Origin of the sequence: Bradyrhizobium tunisiense (assembly GCF_042263385.1) — a bacterium.
Lineage (GTDB): Bacteria > Pseudomonadota > Alphaproteobacteria > Rhizobiales > Xanthobacteraceae > Bradyrhizobium > Bradyrhizobium tunisiense.
Genome location: NZ_JBHLEV010000003.1, coordinates 1,113,793 through 1,130,022, shown reverse-complemented (window position 1 = coordinate 1,130,022; position 16,230 = coordinate 1,113,793). Strand labels below are relative to the sequence as shown.

Below are 16,230 nucleotides of genomic sequence, written 5' to 3'. Positions count from 1 at the left end.
CAGAAAGCCCCGAAATGCCAGAGTGGGAGGATGACATGAGTGCCGTCGGTAATGAGCCGCTTGCCCGTCAGGCGCTGGCGTTCGTCCTGGCCGGGGGGCGCGGTAGCCGGCTTCTGGAGCTGACCGACCGGCGCGCCAAGCCCGCCGTCTATTTCGGCGGAAAATCCCGGATCATCGATTTCGCGCTGTCGAATGCCGTCAATTCAGGCATCCGAAGGATCGCGGTGGCGACCCAGTACAAGGCGCATAGCCTGATCCGCCACCTTCAGATGGGCTGGAACTTCTTCCGCCCCGAGCGCAACGAGAGCTTCGACATCCTGCCCGCGAGCCAGCGCGTCTCCGAGAACATGTGGTATGTCGGCACGGCGGACGCGGTCTACCAGAACATCGACATCATCGAATCCCACGCCTGCCGCTTCATCGTGGTGCTGGCGGGCGACCACATCTACAAGATGGATTACGAGGTGATGTTGCGCCAGCACGTCGAGAGCGGCGCCGACGTCACGGTCGGCTGCCTGGAGATGCCGCGCGCGGAATCCTCGGGCTTCGGCATCATGCATATCGACGAGAACGGCTGGATCCAGGAGTTCCTGGAGAAGCCGAAAGATCCGCCGCCGATGCCGGGCAAGCCGGACGTCTCGCTCGCCAGCATGGGCATCTACGTCTTCAACGCCAAATTCCTGTTCGACCAGCTCAAGCGCGATGCCGAGGACCCGAACTCCAATCACGATTTCGGCAAGGACATCATTCCCTACCTCGTCAAGAACGGCCGCGCGATCGCGCACCAGTTCTCGACCTCCTGCGTGCGAACCAACGGGCACAACGGCGCCTATTGGCGCGACGTCGGCACGGTCGACGCCTACTGGTCCGCCAATATCGATCTCACCGACGTCGTGCCGGAGCTCGATTTGTTCGACCGCGCCTGGCCGATCTGGTCCTATGCGGAGATCACGCCGCCGGCGAAATTCGTTCATGACGAGGAGGCCCGCCGCGGCCAGGCCGTGAGCTCGCTGGTCTCGGGCGGCTGCATCATCTCCGGCGCCTCGCTGCGCCGCTCGCTGCTGTTCACCGGCGTGCGCATCAATTCCTATGCCAATGTCGAGAACGCCGTGATCATGCCCTATGTGAATGTCGGGCGCGGCGCGCGCCTGAAGAACGTCGTGATCGACCGTGGCGTCGAAATTCCGGAAGGCCTCGTCGTCGGCGAAGATCCCGATCTCGACGCGAAACGCTTCCGCACCACCGAGCAGGGCATCTCGCTGGTCACCCAGCCGATGATCGACGGTCTCAATAAATGACGCCTGTTCGCGTCCTCGCGGTCGCTTCTGAAGTCTATCCCATCGTCAAGACCGGCGGCCTTGCCGATGTCGCCGGCGCGCTGCCGATCGCGCTGAAGCCGCATGGCGTCGAGATGCGCACCTTGATGCCGGGCTATCCCGACGTGATGCGGCGCGTATCGAACGTCGAGGAGATCCGGCACTGGCCGGATTATTTTGGCGGTCCCGGACGGCTGCTCGCCGGCTCCCACGAGGGGCTCGACCTGTTCGTGCTCGACGTGCCGCATCTCTATGCGCGGCCGGGCAACCCCTACGTCACCAGCGAGGGCGTCGACTGGCCGGACAATGGCGTGCGCTTTGCGGCGCTGTCGCGCATCGCCGCCGATATCGGCCAAGGCCTCGTCCCGGCCTTCGTGCCCGACGTCGTGCACGCCCACGACTGGCAGGCCGGGCTCGCGCCGGCCTATCTGCACTACGACAATCGCCCGCGGCCCGCGACCGTGATGACCATCCACAACATGGCCTATCAGGGCAAGTTCGCGCCTGAGCTGATCGGATCGATCGGCCTGCCCTGGCACGCCTTCAACGTCAACGAGCTGGAATATTTCGGCGGCATCAGCTTCCTGAAAGCCGGCCTGCAATTCGCCGATCGCATCACTACGGTGTCGCCGACCTACGCGCGGGAGATCCAGAGCGACGAAGGCGGCATGGGGTTCGGCGGCCTCCTGCGCGCACGCGCGCACGTGCTCAGCGGCATCCTCAACGGCATCGACGTCTCGGTGTGGAATCCGGAAGAAGATCCGCACATCGCCTACCGCTACGGCGCGGAAGACCTGACGTTCCGGGCCGCGAACAAGGCGGTGCTGCAGCAGCAGTTCAACCTCGATTCCTCGGACGAGGCGCCGCTGCTCGGCGTCATCAGCCGGCTGTCGTGGCAGAAGGGGCTCGATCTCCTGCTCGATGTCATTCCGACCATTTTGGGCGAAGGCATGCAGCTCGCGCTGCTCGGCAGCGGCGACCGCGATCTCCAGGATCGTTATCAGGCCGCCGCCCGCGCCAATCCCGGCCGGATCGGCGTCGTGATCGGCTATGACGAGATCCTGGCGCACCTGATCCAGGCCGGCTCGGACGCGCTTCTCGTTCCCTCGCGCTTCGAGCCATGCGGCCTGACCCAGCTCTGCGCGCTGCGCTACGGTGCCGTCCCGATCGTGGCGCGCGTCGGCGGGCTCGAGGACACCATCGTCGATATCGGCGAGGCCGACGCCTCCGGCCGCGACGCCACCGGTTTCAAGTTCGCACCCGTGACGGCGGATGCCTTCGCCGGCAGCTTGCGCAAGGCCAACATCGCCTTCCACGACAAGCAGACCTGGCGCCGGCTGCAACGGAACGGCCTTGCGACCGACGTCTCCTGGCGTGGCCGCGCCGGCGACTATGCCGCGCTGTACCGCAATCTCATGACGTCGCGCGCGTGAGGCTTAGCCGTCGTCGAATCCATGCTATAGAGCCGCCATGGACCCCTTCGTGATCAAGCTGATCGGCTTTGCCGCCGCCACCTGCACCACCGTGGCCTACGCGCCGCAAGCCATCAAGGTGTGGAAGACCCGCTCCACCGGCGACATCTCGCTCGGCATGTTCCTGGTCATGGTGCTGGGGCTGGCGCTCTGGCTCGTCTACGGCCTGCTCTCCGGCGATGCCCCGCTCGTCGCGGCAAACGCCGTCACCATGGTGCTCGCCGGCGGCATTTTGTTCATGAAGCTGAAATACGGGTGAGGTAGCGACGCACTCTTCTTCCTTCTCCCCTTGCGGGAGAGGGTTAAGGCGCACGCCGCCCTTACGATTCATCCAAATTTGTACGATGCCATCGCGACGTTGGCGACTTCATCCACGAAAACACGATGACCCACGTCGCTGCCGGCGGCCCCGGCGGCCACCATCAGCGGCAGCAGATGGTCCTCGCGCGGATGCGCCAGGCGCGCGCTCGGCGCGTTTTCCCAATCGACCAGCATCGCGTTGCGGCGGGCCGGATCCGGGTTGCTGATCGCCTCGTTGAGATACGCCTCGAAGTCATAGGACACCGGCTTGGACTCCGGCCGGTTGAAGCCGCGCATGTTGTGATAAGTCAGCCCGCTGCCGACGATCAGAATGCCTTCATCGCGGAGCGATGCAATCGCCTGCCCGACCTTGACGTGCTCGGCCGCCTCGTAACTCGACTTCAGCGAGAGCAGCACGATCGGCATGTCGGCGTCCGGATACATCAGCCCGAGCGGCACGAAGGTGCCGTGATCGAAACCCTGATTGGGATCTTCCCGGCAATCGAGCCCCGCGCGCGTCAGCAGCGCCTTCACTTGCGCGGCGAGCTCGGGCTGGCCCGGCGCCGGATATTTGAGGTGGTAAGTGTGCTCGGGGAAACCGTAATAGTCGTACACCATCGGCGGATGCGCCGCGGTCGATACGGTGAAGGCATCGGCCTCCCAATGGCCGGTGATGACGAGCACGGCCTTGGGCCTTTCCGGCAGCAGCTGCGGCAGCCGGCCGAACTCCGCGGCGGTCCTGGCATATTGCACCCGCCTGTCCTCCATGAACGGCCAGGGACCGCCGCCATGCGACAGGAACAGGGTCGGAAATCGCGTCATGGGGTCCGTCTCGTCGGCAAATGCGCGTGCCGGTGCCCGCGCGACGCCGGCGAGCATAGGCAAACCGGCATGGTTAGCAAGCCGTTAACGATTGCCGCCCAAGATCCGGACGGGGCCGAAGCAGTCGGCCTGAAGACAAGTGAGACGTGAGATGAAGAAGTTTGCGCTGGGGGACGTCGTGAACAGTGACAAGGGCCGCCGCGGCATCGTTCGCGCCGCCTTCAAGTCACGCGAAGGCAAGCAGTTCTACGCCGTCGAGAAGGACGGCGCGATGGACTATCTGGAGGAAGAGCGGCTGACGCCCGCGCCGCGCGTCGAGCTCGCGGCTTAAGTCCAAACTCAGTTCTTGCTCTCGCCTGCGAGCCGGTCGAGACGCTCCGCGGCGGGATCGTCTCCGCTGGCGATGCCATCGTTCGTGATCAGCAGCAGCCGATCGCGGCCTGCGGCTTGGTCCCAATGCGGCAGACCGGGACTGTTGGGATCGCCGCTCCTGGCGAAGTTGATCCAGTAGGATCGCATGCGGCCTGCGGCCTCGCGATCGCCTCGCGAGAAGATGCCCGCTCCCGGTACGCCTTCCACGCCGAAGATGAACTGCAGCTCCCGCCCGTGCCCGCCCTCGGGGTTGGCGCGCCGAAACTCGGGCACATAGGCGAAGCGATAGCGAAACGTCGCCGCACCGCGTGCGGCATGCAGGCGGGCCAGCAATCTTGCGGGCTCGGAAAAGATCTTGTCGGTATAGAACCGTGCCGCACGCTCCGAGGGCGTCGCGAGGTCGGGATAGAGCCCGCGCAGCTCGTCGCTTGTGATGCCCGAGGATGCGAGCTCCTCCTTGATCTCGAGCTCACCGTCGAAACCGGTCTCGTCATCGTTCGAGCCGATGATCAGGGCAATGCGGCTTTGATGTCCGGCCGCAAAGCCCGCGGCAATATCCTCGGTCACCAGATGTCCGTCCATCATCGGCGCGAAGCTGCGCCGCGATGTCTTCAAGAGTCCGCTCTCGGCGGCAAGCAGGCCTCGCCGTTCGGCGGCGCGCACATCCGCCTGTGGTCCAAGCGCCGCCACGAACTGCCGGCCTACAGCCTCCGCCTCCTGCGCCGGGCGCAACCGCGCGCGACCGGGGATCGATTGCAGAATGGCCTTCTGGAAGAGACCCTGCGATTGCGCAGACAGCATCAGAAGCGCGATCGACGTCGCACCTGCATCGCTGCCAAACAAGGTGACGTTACCTGGATCGCCGCCGAACGCAGCGATGTTGTCGTGAACCCATCGAAGCGCGGCGACCTGGTCCATCAGCCCGTAATTACCGGAGCCGTCTTCCGACAGCACGGGATGAGCGAGCCAGCCGAGCGCACCGAGGCGATAGTTCACGGTGACCACGATGAGACCGGCCTGCGCCAGCCTGGCGCCATCGTACAGCCGCTCATTCGCGGTGCCGCTGATGAAGCCGCCGCCGTGGATGAACATCATCACCGGCAGCGGGCCATCGACCCCGAAGGGACGAAACACGTTCAGCGTGAGACAATCTTCGCTCGAGGCCGCCAACGAGAGCTGAAGGCACGGCGCGCCATAGTCGTAGGCGGTCCGCATCTCCGAACTTTCGGGCGTCGGCTGCGGGGCCCGCCAGCGCAGTGCGCCGACCGGCGGCGCCGCATAGGCCAGTCCCCTAAACGAGGCCACCTCGCCTGCGACGGCGCCGAGCATCTGTCCTTCACGCGTCAGCGCGAACGGAAACTGTCCGACCGGCTGGGCGATGGCCGAAGCGGCGCCATGCAAAACGCAAGCAGCGAGAAGTGAAAGCAGGAAACGCATCTTCGGGGCATCTCGATGCGCGGACGGTTTCCTGCAGGTTACGTCCGCGGCCGTCAGAGAGGCAAGCCTCGCGCGACCTAACCGCCCTTGGCGATGAGTTCTGCCAGCGCGTGGCGCGCGACGATGCCGAGCTCGCCGAGCGTGGAATGGCCCGCCCGTGCTGCCTCGATCAGGCGCTCGGCGATGAACCTGCGGCTGTCATGATCGCCGCCATGCGGCAGTTGGCGGCACGTCTCCTCCAGGACGACGTCCATGTTCGCTTTGGTTCGCTCACTCAACTCTGGCATGACGCTCGGTCGCTACGCGTGGCTTGTAGCCGCAAGCATACACAGACGGATCGGACATGATTACCCCGGGTAATCACGGCCATTGTGCATCGCGATGCGTGTAGCGCCGCAGGATTCACGTGGCCATGATGCCGCCCAAACGACCACCGAAGATTGCACTTGCTGTGATGACAAGCTGAACCTGCGGCGATAGCCTGCCGGCAAAACAAAACATACGGGAGGAATGCGATGCCTGACGCAATGGTTGCTACACGTGCCTCCGACGAACGCGGAACCGCTCAGCAGGTCGATGTCGCCGTGGTCGGCGCCGGCTTTGCCGGCCTCTATCTCCTGCATCGCCTGCGCAAGGCCGGCTTCAAGGCAGTCGGCCTCGAAGAGGCCGGCGATGTCGGCGGCACCTGGTACTGGAACCGCTATCCGGGCGCCCGCTGCGACATCCAGACCATCGATTACAGCTACACCTTCGATCCGGAGCTCGAGACGGCCTGGACCTGGTCGGAGAAATACGCGACCCAGCCCGAGATCCTGCGCTATCTCGGCTTCGTCGCCGACCGCTACGATCTCAGGCGCGACATCCGCTTCGGGACCAAGGTCACCGAAGCCAGATGGGACGAGAAGGCCGAGCGCTGGCTCATCACCACCGACAAGGGCGCACCGGTCTCCTGCCGCCACTACATCATGGCCACCGGCTGCCTTTCGGCGCCGAAGCCGCCGGAGATCGACGGCGTCAAGGATTTCAAGGGCGAGGTCTACTTCACCGGACGCTGGCCGCATGACGGCGTCAACCTTGCGGGCAAGCGGGTGGCCGTGATCGGCACGGGCTCCTCGGCCATCCAGTCGATCCCGCTGATCGCCGAGCAGGCGGCGCATCTCACCGTATTCCAGCGCACGCCGAACTTCGCACTGCCCGCGCATAACGGCCCGGCGCCGTCGGACCGGATGAGCCTGCTGCAAAGCGATCGCGCGGCGTATCGCGAGCAGGCGCGCCAATCGATGGCCGGCGTGCCCTATCCGCAGCAGACAGTCGTGAGCTGGCAGCTCAGCGATGCCGAGCGTCGTGAGCGGTTCGAACGCGCCTGGGCGGCCGGCGATCTCGTTCACATCCTGACGCAGCTCTGGGCCGACCAGGCCGTCGACATCGACGGCAACAGGATCGTCCAGGACCTGATCCGCGAGAAGATCCGCGCCGCGGTGAAGGACCCCGAGACCGCCGCAGCGCTGATGCCGGACGATCATCCCTTCGGCGCCAAGCGCCCCTGCCTCGACACCAATTACTACGCCACCTACAACCGGCCGAACGTCACGCTGGTCAATCTGCGCCAGGAGCCGATCAAGACGATCACGGCCGGCGGCATCACCACGGCCAAGCGCAGCATCGACGTCGACGTCATCGTGTTCGCCACCGGCTTCGACGCCATGACCGGCGCGATCCGCGCCGTGCATCCGATCACCGGCCGCGGCGGCAAGTCGCTGTCCGACGTCTGGGCGCAGGGGCCGCAGAGCTATCTCGGCCTCACGGTCGAGGGTTTCCCGAACTTCTTCATGATCACCGGCCCAGGCAGCCCGTCGGTGCTGTCGAACATGGCGGTGTCGATCGAGCAGCATGTCGACTGGGTGGTCGACCGCCTGGCCGCGCTGCGCGATGCCGGCTTCGCCACGATGGAGCCGACCGAGACGGCGCAGGCCGGCTGGAACAGGCACATGGCCGACTGCGCGACGCTGACGCTGCACCGGCTCGCCAACACCTGGTACACGGGCGCCAACGTGCCCGGCAAGGTGCAGGGCCTGATGCCCTATACCGGCGGTGTCGGGCCCTATCGCAGCATCTGCGACGAGGTGGTCAGCCGCGGCATGCTCGGCTTCAAGCTCGCCGGCCCTGATGGCGCCGCGCAGTGCAATGACGGCGAGGTGGTGCGCCTGCAGCCGGACGTGCGGTTGGTGCTGAACCTGCTCGCGTCGCTGAACCTGCCGCCGATCGAGACGATGGGCGCAGAAGGTGCTCGCGCCTTCGTCAACGAGTTCAACAAGAGCCGGCCTGCCGGGCGGCCGATCGGCGACATCGTCGACGGCACCCTGCCCGTCACCGGCGGCGAGCTGCCCTACCGCGTCTACAAGCCGGCCACGCCGGGACCGCATCCGGTCGTGGTCTATTTCCACGGCGGCGGCTGGGTGCTCGGCGACGAGCAGTCGGACGAGCCGTTCTGCCGCGACATGGTGCGGCGGACCGGCATGATGTTCGTCAGCGTCGGCTATCGCCACGCGCCCGAGCATCGCTTCCCGACCGCGGCCGAAGACGGCTATGCCGCGACACGCTGGATCGCCGAGCACGCCACCGAGCTCGGCGGCAAGCCGGGCCCGGTGCTGGTCGCGGGCTGGAGCGCCGGCGGCAACATCGCCGCCGTCACCTGCCAGCTCGCGCGCGACCGCGGCGGGCCCGAGATCGCCGGCCAGCTCCTGATCTGCCCGGTCACCGACTGCAGCTTCGACCGTCCCTCCTACAACGACAATGCGACGGGCTATTTCCTGACGCGCTCGCTGATGTACTGGTTCTGGGACCTCTACTGCTCGCCGGCCGACCGCACCGATCCGCGCGTCTCGCCGCTCCGCGGCAAGGTCGCCGGGCTGCCGCCGGCCCTCGTCGCCACCTGCGAGTTCGATCCGCTGCGCGACGAAGGCATCGCCTATGCGGAGGCGATGGCGGCGGCCGGCGTCCCGGTCGAGCAGCTCAGGGCGCACGGCCATTTCCACTCGTCCTTCGCGATGGTGGACGTGGTGATCACCGGCGCGCCTGGCCGGGTGCAGATGGCCGAGGCGTTGCGGCGGTTCGCCGGGCTGCCGCCGGAGATCAGCAGCAGCGACGAACACAGCCATGGTCATGTCAGTCCGGGGCACCGGATCGCGGCGGCCGCGAGCTGAAGGCGACGTGCGGACCGCCGGGAACTTTTTCCCGACGACTGCGTTATATCCGGTGCATTGAGATGCAGCGACAGGTGTGAGCCCCGGCACGCAAGACCGCGTGCTGGGGCATTTCTTGCGTGAGGCGGGGCGATGGGGGACGTTGTTTCGGAGTCAAAGGTCGATTTCGGCGCGCTCGCGGTGCTTTATAAATGGCCGTCGCTTGCCAACCAGCGTCAGCCGGACCGCAAGCCGTACCAGGTGAGCGAGGGCACGCTCGACGAATGCATCTCGGCGTTCATCGAGAAGCCGGCGGCGACCAGGCATCTCTATGAGATTCATACGGCGGCGCAGCCGCCGCTGGTCACCGATGTCCTCTCGCCCGAGCACGTCATCGAGCTATCGCGCTGGAGAGAATTTCTCTGATTGCGTGCAGACGCCGAAGCTGCACGTGCACGGCAAGCGTCTCGTACACCCACAGGAACCTTCGTCCGACTCTTCCCGTTAACGGGGATCGGAAGCCAAGGCGTGAGTGTCTGAGATGCTTGGAGCTGGCGTGCCATCCCCGGTCGTGCCCTACGGTGCAGACCAGACCCTGTTCGTGGTGATCGACCGCCGCGACGAGGCGACTGAAATCCGCATCGAGCGGAGTGATCTCGAAGCCACGATCCGCGAGTTCGTCGCCGGCTGCTTCAACGACCCCATCAAGGTGATCTCGTTCAACACGCTCGAACACTGGATGAAGGACATCTCGACCGATGTCGCCGGCGAGATCAAGGCGCGCTGCGAGATCGACGGCCTGGAGCTGCCCGACTATCTCAGCGACTTCGTCGAGCGCCATAGCTGAGCGGGCGTGATCCAATCGCTCCGACAAGGACGCGAGGAGCGGAAGCGCGCCGGGCTGGCTTGCGGGACTACGCGCTGCGACGCTTGCCGGCGATGACCTCGATCTCGCGGCGGCGCTCGCCGGCAAAGGTCAGGAGCCTTTCGATCGTCATCGTATCCGTGATCCGTTTGGCGAGCCGCTCGGCGCGCGCCGCCTGATCTTCGAGATACTGGATCGTGTTCAAACGCCGCCTCCCCAAAAGCCCCGAATTGTCGGACAGGTATGGTGCGACAGAGCAACTAACAGCCGGTTAAGCGCCGCGATGGTGCGAGCTCATTGCACGACCTCGAGCCGGACATTGGTGATGCCCTTGTCGACCATGCCGAGCGCCTCGGCCGCGGAAGGGGAAATGTCGACCACACGCCCGCGAATATAGGGCCCGCGATCGTTGACCCTGACCGTGACGAAACGACCGGAGTTGGTATCGGTGACGCGCAACTTGGTGCCGAACGGCAGGCTGGGATGCGCCGCGGTCAACTCGTTCTTGTCGAACTTCTCGCCGCTCGCGGTCTCGGTATCGGAATAGAAGCTGGCGATGCCATGCGAAGCGGTCTGCTTCGCGTCACCGGCGGGAAGACGCGCCCGGCTGATCGGGCGTGGATGCAGCGCCGCCACTTTGTGCGGACGCTCCACCGCGGCTTGGCGGCTGGCGCCGGCGAGATCAGCCTTCTGGCGGCCGACCGGGGATTGCGCGCAGGCGGCAAGCGAGGCGGCGGCGGCGATGGCCAGCAACAGCCGGCACGAGGTTGCGAAGGAAATCCGGGCAGTTTCGGCACGTGCAATACGAGACATGGTACGCCCTCCGAACGGCCGGATTTTCGGTGGGCAATCGGGGCAGAACCTTGTCGGAACAAAAGCGGTGCTGAGGCCGCCGCCGTTTCGCGCCGGCCTGTGACGATTCCACCACAGTGAGGCGTACCGAAAAGGGACAGGCCACCAGAGGTGGCCGGCCGATCCGCTGTCTCAGTAATGCGGCTCGTACATCCGGGACTGGACCAGGGCCTTGACGTCGTTGGGCGCCGGTCCGTCCGCGAGCCCGCGCTGATAGGCGACGTCCGCGACCGCCGCGGCGATGCGGATGGAGACCTCGCGGATGCGCGGCAGCGCCGGATAGAGACTGCCCTGCGCGAGGTCGTCCTTGCCGACGCAATCGGCGAGCGTGTGGGCGGCCGCCATGAACATCTCGTCGGTCACGAGGCGCGAGCCGCTGGCGATGACGCCAAGGCCGACGCCGGGGAAGATGTAGGAGTTGTTGCCCTGGCGCGGGACGAACGTGCGGCCATTGAGCTTCACCGGGTCGTACGGGCTGCCGCAGGCGAACAGCGCGCGGCCGGCGGTGTAGCGATAGGCATCCTCCGCCGAGCATTCCGCCTTCGACGTCGGATTGGAGAGCGCGAACACGATCGGCTGCGCGTTGAGCTCGGCCATGGTCTTGAGAACCTCGGGCGTGAAGGCACCGCCGACCGCGGCGACACCGATGATCGCCGTCGGCTTCAGCGTCTTGATCGCGGTGAGAAAGTCGGAGATCGGCGCCTGGTCGGCATGAGCATAGCGCAGCTTGTGGCCGGATAGGCCTTCGCGACCGCCGACGACGAGGCCGCGGGAATCCACCAGCCAGTTGCGCCGGAGCGCTTCGGCCTCCGTTGCGCCCTCCGCCATCATGGCGGAGACCACGAGATCGGCGATGCCGGTCGCCGCCTCGCCCGCACCGAGGAACAAGATGCGCTGGTCGGCGAGCTTGCCGCCGGAGATGCGCAGCGCCGAGAACAGGCCGGCGAGCGCCACCGCCGCGGTGCCCTGGATGTCGTCGTTGAAGACGCAGGCTTCGTCGCGATATTTGTGCAACAGCTTGAACGCCGAATGGTTGGCGAAATCCTCGAACTGGATCAGCACGCCCGGAAACGTCTGTCGCGCTGCTTGCATGAACTCGTCGACGAAGCTGTCATAGGCTTCGCCCGTGAGCCGCCGCTCGCGCAGGCCGAGATAATAGGGATCGTTCAACAGCTCTTCGTTGTTGGTACCGACGTCGAGAACGATCGGCAGGCACGCTTCCGGATGCACGCCGGCGCAGGCTGAATAGAGCGACAGCTTGCCGACGGGAATACCCATGCCGTTGGCGCCGAGATCGCCAAGTCCCAGAATGCGCTCGCCATCGGTGACGACGATCAGCTTGGCCTGATAGGGCCAGTTCTTCAGCAGCTCGGCGATCTGGCCGCGGTCACGCGAGGAGATGAACATGCCGCGCGGCCGCTGGAAGATCAGACCGTATTTCTGGCAGGCGAGCCCGACCGTCGGCGTGTAGATGATCGGCTGGATCTCGTCGATATTGTCGACGACGACGCGGAAGAACAGCGCCTCGTTGCGGTCATGCAACGCGTTCAGCGCGACGTATTTCTCCAGATCGGTCGGCAGCGTGCGCAGATTGGTGAGGACGCGCTGAGCCTGCGTCTCCATCGTCAGCACGCAAGGCGGCAGGAGGCCGCGCAGGCCGAGTGCGTCGCGCTCGGATTCCGTGAAAGCGGTGCCCTTGTTGAGCAAGGGATCGCGCAACAGCGACATGCCTTGCGGCGGATTGGACGACGTCGATTGGGCAACGACCCGGGCAGGTCTATTCACGAATTCCCCCAAGGAGCTTCACATTGAACGGCGGACATTGTCGGCCAGCGCACCAACGAGATCAAGGACGTAGAGAGCAAGGTATCGATTGTGATCTCGCACCGCAGCGAGATTGTCGCGAACGACTAGTAATCGCGCGATAAAGGGTTAATGGCGGGGCGACGCTCTCCTCATGGTAGGTACTAAGAGCAGCGCCCCCACTCTCCGCTCGTCATTCCGGGGCGCGCGTCAGCGCGAACCCGGAATCCATCGGGCCGCGGAGACGGTGGCGCAATGGATTCCGGGTTCGCGACTTCGTCGCGCCCCGGAATGACGAGAAGACCTTCGGGATGCGGCGCCGCGCGCAGCTATTCCGGCTTGATGTTGGCCGCCTTCACGATCGGCCACCATTTCGCGGTCTCGGCCTTCTGGAAAGCCGCGAGCGCCGCCGGCGTCTGCTGGTCGGGCGGTGGTATCTCCTGTCCCAATTCGGCAAAGCGCCGCTTGACCGCGGCATCTGCAAGCACGGCGACGATGGCTGCGTTGAGCTTGGCCACGATCTCCTTCGGCGTGTTCTTCGGTGCCCAGATGCCGTGCCAGTAGGAAATATAGAGCCCGGGCAAGCCGGCTTCGTCGACGGTCGGGATATCGGGGGCGGACGCAAGCCGCGTCGGCGAGGTCACCGCGAACGCCTTGATCGCGCCGCTCTTGACGTGTGCTAGCGAGTTCGCCGCCTGATCGAACATGATGTCGATCTGCCCGGCGACGAGATCGATCATGGCGGGCCCTGCACCACGATAGGGCACGAACTGGAAGTCGGTGCCGGTCTTGTCCTTGAAGAAGACGGCGGCGACGTGGGCTCCTGTGCCCGCCCCCGAGGTGCCGGCGGTGGCCTTGCCGGAATTGGCCTTCAGCCAGGCGATCAGCCCCTTGAGATCGTTCGCCTCGAGCGACGTCCGGCCGACGATGAGCTGCGTGCCCATCGCGATCATTGCAACCGGCTCGAAGTCGTCCACGACGTCATAAGGCAGCTTGAGGATCGCACCGTTCAGCACATGCGTGCCCCAATGACCGATCGTGATCGTGGTGCCGTCAGGCGTTGCGCGCGCGACGCGGGCGCCGGCGATGCTGCCCGAGGCGCCGGCCACGTTCTCGACCACGACCGTGGTGCGCAGCTCGGCGGCAATCCGCTCCGACAGGATCCGCGCCAGCGTATCGGTCGGACCGCCCGCCGCGAACGGTACGATGAGGGTCATGGGGCGCGAGGGGGGCGGCTGCGCCTGACCCGGCGCCGTCCACGCTGCAGAGCCGGCCAACGCGCACAAGACGATCGCATGGCCGCGCAAGACGGCCCATAGCCCTCGTGTCATTCCACCCACCCATTGTCGTCGCCCGCATGTTGGCAGCGGGCTGCAGGCAGAGTGAACGCTGCCGGGTGGATGGAGGCAAGCCGGAAATTTCCCGCCGGGCGACTATCCGGCCGCCCGCCGCGGCGTCAGATGAGCCGAGCCGTCTGCCGACGGCGCGATATGCATCAGGATGGTCTGGGTGGCGGATGCGACGTCGATGCCGTTCTGCTGGAAGCGCAGCTTCATGCGGCGGTAGAATTCGCGCTGGACCGGCCAGCGGCCGGCCTCGGTGCAGCGGATCTGGCCGACGATCGTCACCATCGCGCCGTCGACCTTGTCGATACCCCACAGATCGAGGTCGCCGCGGATCAGCGCGCGGAATTCGGGCTCGCGGCGCATCTCGTCGACGATGTCCTTGAGGATCTGGCCGGCGCGGTCGGTGTCTTCCTTGTAGGCGACGTTGACGCTGACCGAGGCGTTGCCGGCGCCGCGGCTCGCATTGGTAATGGTCGTGACCGCGCTGAACGGCACGATGTGCACCGCGCCGTCGCCTGCGCGCAGGCGGATGGTGCGGATCGAGACGTTCTCGACCACGCCCGAGAGGCCGGAGACGCTGACATTGTCGCCGACCTGCACGGTGTTCTCCAGCAGCAGGAACAGACCGGTGATGAGGTCCTGCACCAGCTTCTGCGAGCCGAAGCCGATGGCGATGCCGACGATGCCGGCCCCCGCGAGCAACGGCGCGACGTTGACGCCGATCTCGCTCAGCGTCGTGAGGCCGACCACGGTGGCGATCAGGCAGAGCAGCGCGGTGCGCAGCATCGGCTGGAAGGTGCGCAGGCGGGCGGCACGGGCATAGTGGCCGTCCCGCGACAGCGCGTTGATCTGGCGGTCGAGCAGCGCGTTGCTGGCTTCCCAGATCGCCGCAGCTATGAGGACGGCGACGCCGATCGTCACCACGGCCGAGATCAGCCGGCTGCCGATCTGGCCGCCATAGAACCAGACGATGGCGTCCACGCCCCAGACCTCGAGCACGGCCACGAAGCCGATGAGGACGATCGCGCCGGAGACGATCTTGCGCAGCAGCGGCAGGTAGCGATTGGCGCGGATCTCGAGGCCCGGAAAGCGCTGGAGGATCTCCGGCTTGATGCGGAAGCCGCGGTCGATCAGGCTCAGTGTCAGCATGATGGCGACGCGCGTGATCACCGCGACCACGATGGTGCCGACGAAATATTGCAGCAGCAGCGAATAGCCGTTGCGGATGTTGAGCGCCCACACCGCCCAGAGCGCAAGATCGAGCGCGATCGCAAGATAGTGCCAGCCGCCGGCGACGCGGTTGCGCAGCCGCGCCGCGATTCCCGCCTGGTCGGCCGGCGCGCGAATGGCGTCCGCGACCTGGCGGCGACACTGCAGGATGATGACGACGATGAAGAGATGCACGACCAGCATCACCATGCGGAGCAGCGCGGCGTAACCGGCACGATGCAGGCCAAGCAGCAGCGCCACGTTGGCGAAGGCGATGCCTGATACGCCGACGCCGACGATGCGGCGCGCCCAGATCTCGACATAGGCCGCGGTCTCGGCCCTGACGGGAAACAGGCCGAACGGCCCCGCCAGCGCACGGATCACGCAGATGAGCCCGCGCGAGAACGCATAGGCGTTGGCAACCGCGAGGATCACGAGGCGGACGGTCGTGGGCTCACCGATCTCCGTTCCGAGCAATGCGGTGGAGACGCCCATGAAGACGAACACCGGAAGCAGTTCGAGCACGAGGCGCCCAAGCACGAAAGGCAGCCGCAGCACGACCTGCCAGATCCGCGCCAGGCCGTGGCGGCGCTTTTGCAAGTCGGGTGCCGGCGTCACGTCGGCGACTGACGACGGTGGATCGGCGATGGGCAGCGCCTGAGACGGCAGGCCCGCCATCTGCGGCACGCGTCCTTCCAGGAATGCGACAGGACGCCGGATCAGGCGGAAGAGCACCCACTCGGACGCGAGCGCGCAACCGAGCACCAGTGTGAGCTTCCAGGCAATCTCGATCAGGAGATTGTAGGCCGCAGGATCGTTCGCGGTCCGCACGATCCAGTAATAGAACGCCGGGAAGTGCGTCAGCGTCCGCGCCACGCTGGCGATCTCGCTCGAGATCGCGCCGATCTCCTCCGACACCGTGAGCAGGAGCTGCGCACCGAGGCCGTCGGCAGCGAGCGGGATGGGCGACTTCTGGTCGGACGCTGGCGCTTGCGGACCAGACGCATTGGCGATCGTGCGCAGCGTATCGATCATCTGCGCACGTTTCTTGTCGTCCTGGAGCGTCTCCAGCGCACGTTTGGCTTCCTCGGGCGACAACGCGGCGGCACTGCTCGCGGCCGGCGTCTCGGCGCGGGCGACGGAGAGAGATGAGATCGCGAGGAAGAGAGCGGCGAGGAGCGCCGGGACGATCTTATGCGACACGCGGATTCCCTGAAAAAAATGAATGCGACACGCGGTGCCGTGGCCGTCACC

General features: G+C 66.0%; 15 protein-coding genes. 7 read left to right on the top strand and 8 right to left on the bottom strand.

Annotated elements, in window-relative coordinates; all coding sequences use genetic code 11:
• Nucleotides 1-35: 35 nt before the first annotated feature.
• Genes glgC through ACFDR6_RS18685 form a run of 3 tightly spaced genes read left to right on the top strand, consistent with a single transcriptional unit; the run spans nt 36 to nt 3,047 of the window.
• Nucleotides 36-1,298 (top strand): glucose-1-phosphate adenylyltransferase, encoded by a 1,263-nt coding sequence (gene glgC / locus ACFDR6_RS18695; protein ID WP_375859101.1) that lies wholly within the window; start codon nt 36-38, stop codon nt 1,296-1,298.
• Nucleotides 1,295-2,749 carry a glycogen synthase GlgA gene (gene glgA, locus ACFDR6_RS18690; RefSeq protein ID WP_375859100.1) on the top strand — a complete coding sequence of 485 codons (1,455 nt, stop codon included), beginning with the start codon at nt 1,295-1,297 and terminating at the stop codon, nt 2,747-2,749. The genes glgC and glgA overlap by 4 nt, the downstream gene beginning before the upstream one ends.
• Before the next feature lie 37 nt (nt 2,750-2,786).
• Entirely contained in the window at nt 2,787-3,047 is a 261-nt protein-coding gene (locus ACFDR6_RS18685; protein WP_212080729.1) for a SemiSWEET transporter, read from the top strand.
• A gap of 68 nt (nt 3,048-3,115) precedes the next feature.
• Here the strand turns inward: ACFDR6_RS18685 and ACFDR6_RS18680 are convergent, their stop codons facing one another.
• Nucleotides 3,116-3,910 carry a DODA-type extradiol aromatic ring-opening family dioxygenase gene (locus ACFDR6_RS18680; protein WP_375859099.1) on the bottom strand — a complete coding sequence of 265 codons (795 nt, stop codon included), beginning with the start codon at nt 3,908-3,910 and terminating at the stop codon, nt 3,116-3,118.
• Between the two features lie 151 nt (nt 3,911-4,061).
• Here ACFDR6_RS18680 and ACFDR6_RS18675 point away from each other — a divergent pair, with 151 nt between their 5' ends.
• Nucleotides 4,062-4,241, top strand: a complete 180-nt coding sequence (locus ACFDR6_RS18675; protein WP_212080727.1) for a hypothetical protein — start codon at nt 4,062-4,064, stop codon at nt 4,239-4,241.
• Between the two features lie 8 nt (nt 4,242-4,249).
• On the opposite strand, the gene ACFDR6_RS18670 is transcribed toward ACFDR6_RS18675, so the two are convergent.
• Both ACFDR6_RS18670 and ACFDR6_RS18665 read right to left on the bottom strand, forming a co-directional pair.
• Nucleotides 4,250-5,719 carry a carboxylesterase/lipase family protein gene (locus ACFDR6_RS18670; protein ID WP_375859098.1) on the bottom strand — a complete coding sequence of 490 codons (1,470 nt, stop codon included), beginning with the start codon at nt 5,717-5,719 and terminating at the stop codon, nt 4,250-4,252.
• Between the two features lie 77 nt (nt 5,720-5,796).
• Nucleotides 5,797-5,973 (bottom strand): hypothetical protein, encoded by a 177-nt coding sequence (locus ACFDR6_RS18665; RefSeq protein ID WP_249152892.1) that lies wholly within the window; start codon nt 5,971-5,973, stop codon nt 5,797-5,799.
• A 261-nt stretch (nt 5,974-6,234) separates the two neighbouring features.
• Between ACFDR6_RS18665 and ACFDR6_RS18660 the strand changes: the two genes are divergently transcribed.
• From ACFDR6_RS18660 to ACFDR6_RS18650, 3 genes are all read left to right on the top strand, one after another.
• The gene (locus ACFDR6_RS18660) at nt 6,235-8,922 is read left to right on the top strand and encodes a flavin-containing monooxygenase (protein WP_375859097.1); all 2,688 of its coding nucleotides are present in this window, start codon (nt 6,235-6,237) and stop codon (nt 8,920-8,922) included.
• A 132-nt stretch (nt 8,923-9,054) separates the two neighbouring features.
• On the top strand, nt 9,055-9,327 hold the full coding sequence (locus ACFDR6_RS18655) for a hypothetical protein (RefSeq protein WP_317242597.1): 273 nt from the start codon (nt 9,055-9,057) through the stop codon (nt 9,325-9,327).
• Nucleotides 9,328-9,442: 115 nt separating this feature from the next.
• Nucleotides 9,443-9,748 (top strand): hypothetical protein, encoded by a 306-nt coding sequence (locus ACFDR6_RS18650; RefSeq protein WP_212080722.1) that lies wholly within the window; start codon nt 9,443-9,445, stop codon nt 9,746-9,748.
• 67 nt (nt 9,749-9,815) lie between these two features.
• Here the strand turns inward: ACFDR6_RS18650 and ACFDR6_RS18645 are convergent, their stop codons facing one another.
• The 5 genes from ACFDR6_RS18645 to ACFDR6_RS18625 form a co-directional block, all read right to left on the bottom strand.
• Nucleotides 9,816-9,971, bottom strand: coding sequence for a hypothetical protein (locus ACFDR6_RS18645; RefSeq protein WP_212080721.1), 156 nt, complete (start codon nt 9,969-9,971; stop codon nt 9,816-9,818).
• 89 nt (nt 9,972-10,060) lie between these two features.
• Nucleotides 10,061-10,579 (bottom strand): septal ring lytic transglycosylase RlpA family protein, encoded by a 519-nt coding sequence (locus ACFDR6_RS18640; RefSeq protein WP_375859096.1) that lies wholly within the window; start codon nt 10,577-10,579, stop codon nt 10,061-10,063.
• A 171-nt stretch (nt 10,580-10,750) separates the two neighbouring features.
• Entirely contained in the window at nt 10,751-12,403 is a 1,653-nt protein-coding gene (locus ACFDR6_RS18635) for an NAD-dependent malic enzyme (RefSeq protein WP_212080719.1), read from the bottom strand.
• A gap of 347 nt (nt 12,404-12,750) precedes the next feature.
• Nucleotides 12,751-13,752, bottom strand: coding sequence for a Bug family tripartite tricarboxylate transporter substrate binding protein (locus ACFDR6_RS18630; protein ID WP_375859095.1), 1,002 nt, complete (start codon nt 13,750-13,752; stop codon nt 12,751-12,753).
• 102 nt (nt 13,753-13,854) lie between these two features.
• Nucleotides 13,855-16,179 carry a mechanosensitive ion channel domain-containing protein gene (locus ACFDR6_RS18625; RefSeq protein WP_375859094.1) on the bottom strand — a complete coding sequence of 775 codons (2,325 nt, stop codon included), beginning with the start codon at nt 16,177-16,179 and terminating at the stop codon, nt 13,855-13,857.
• Between the last annotated feature and the right edge of the window lie 51 nt (nt 16,180-16,230).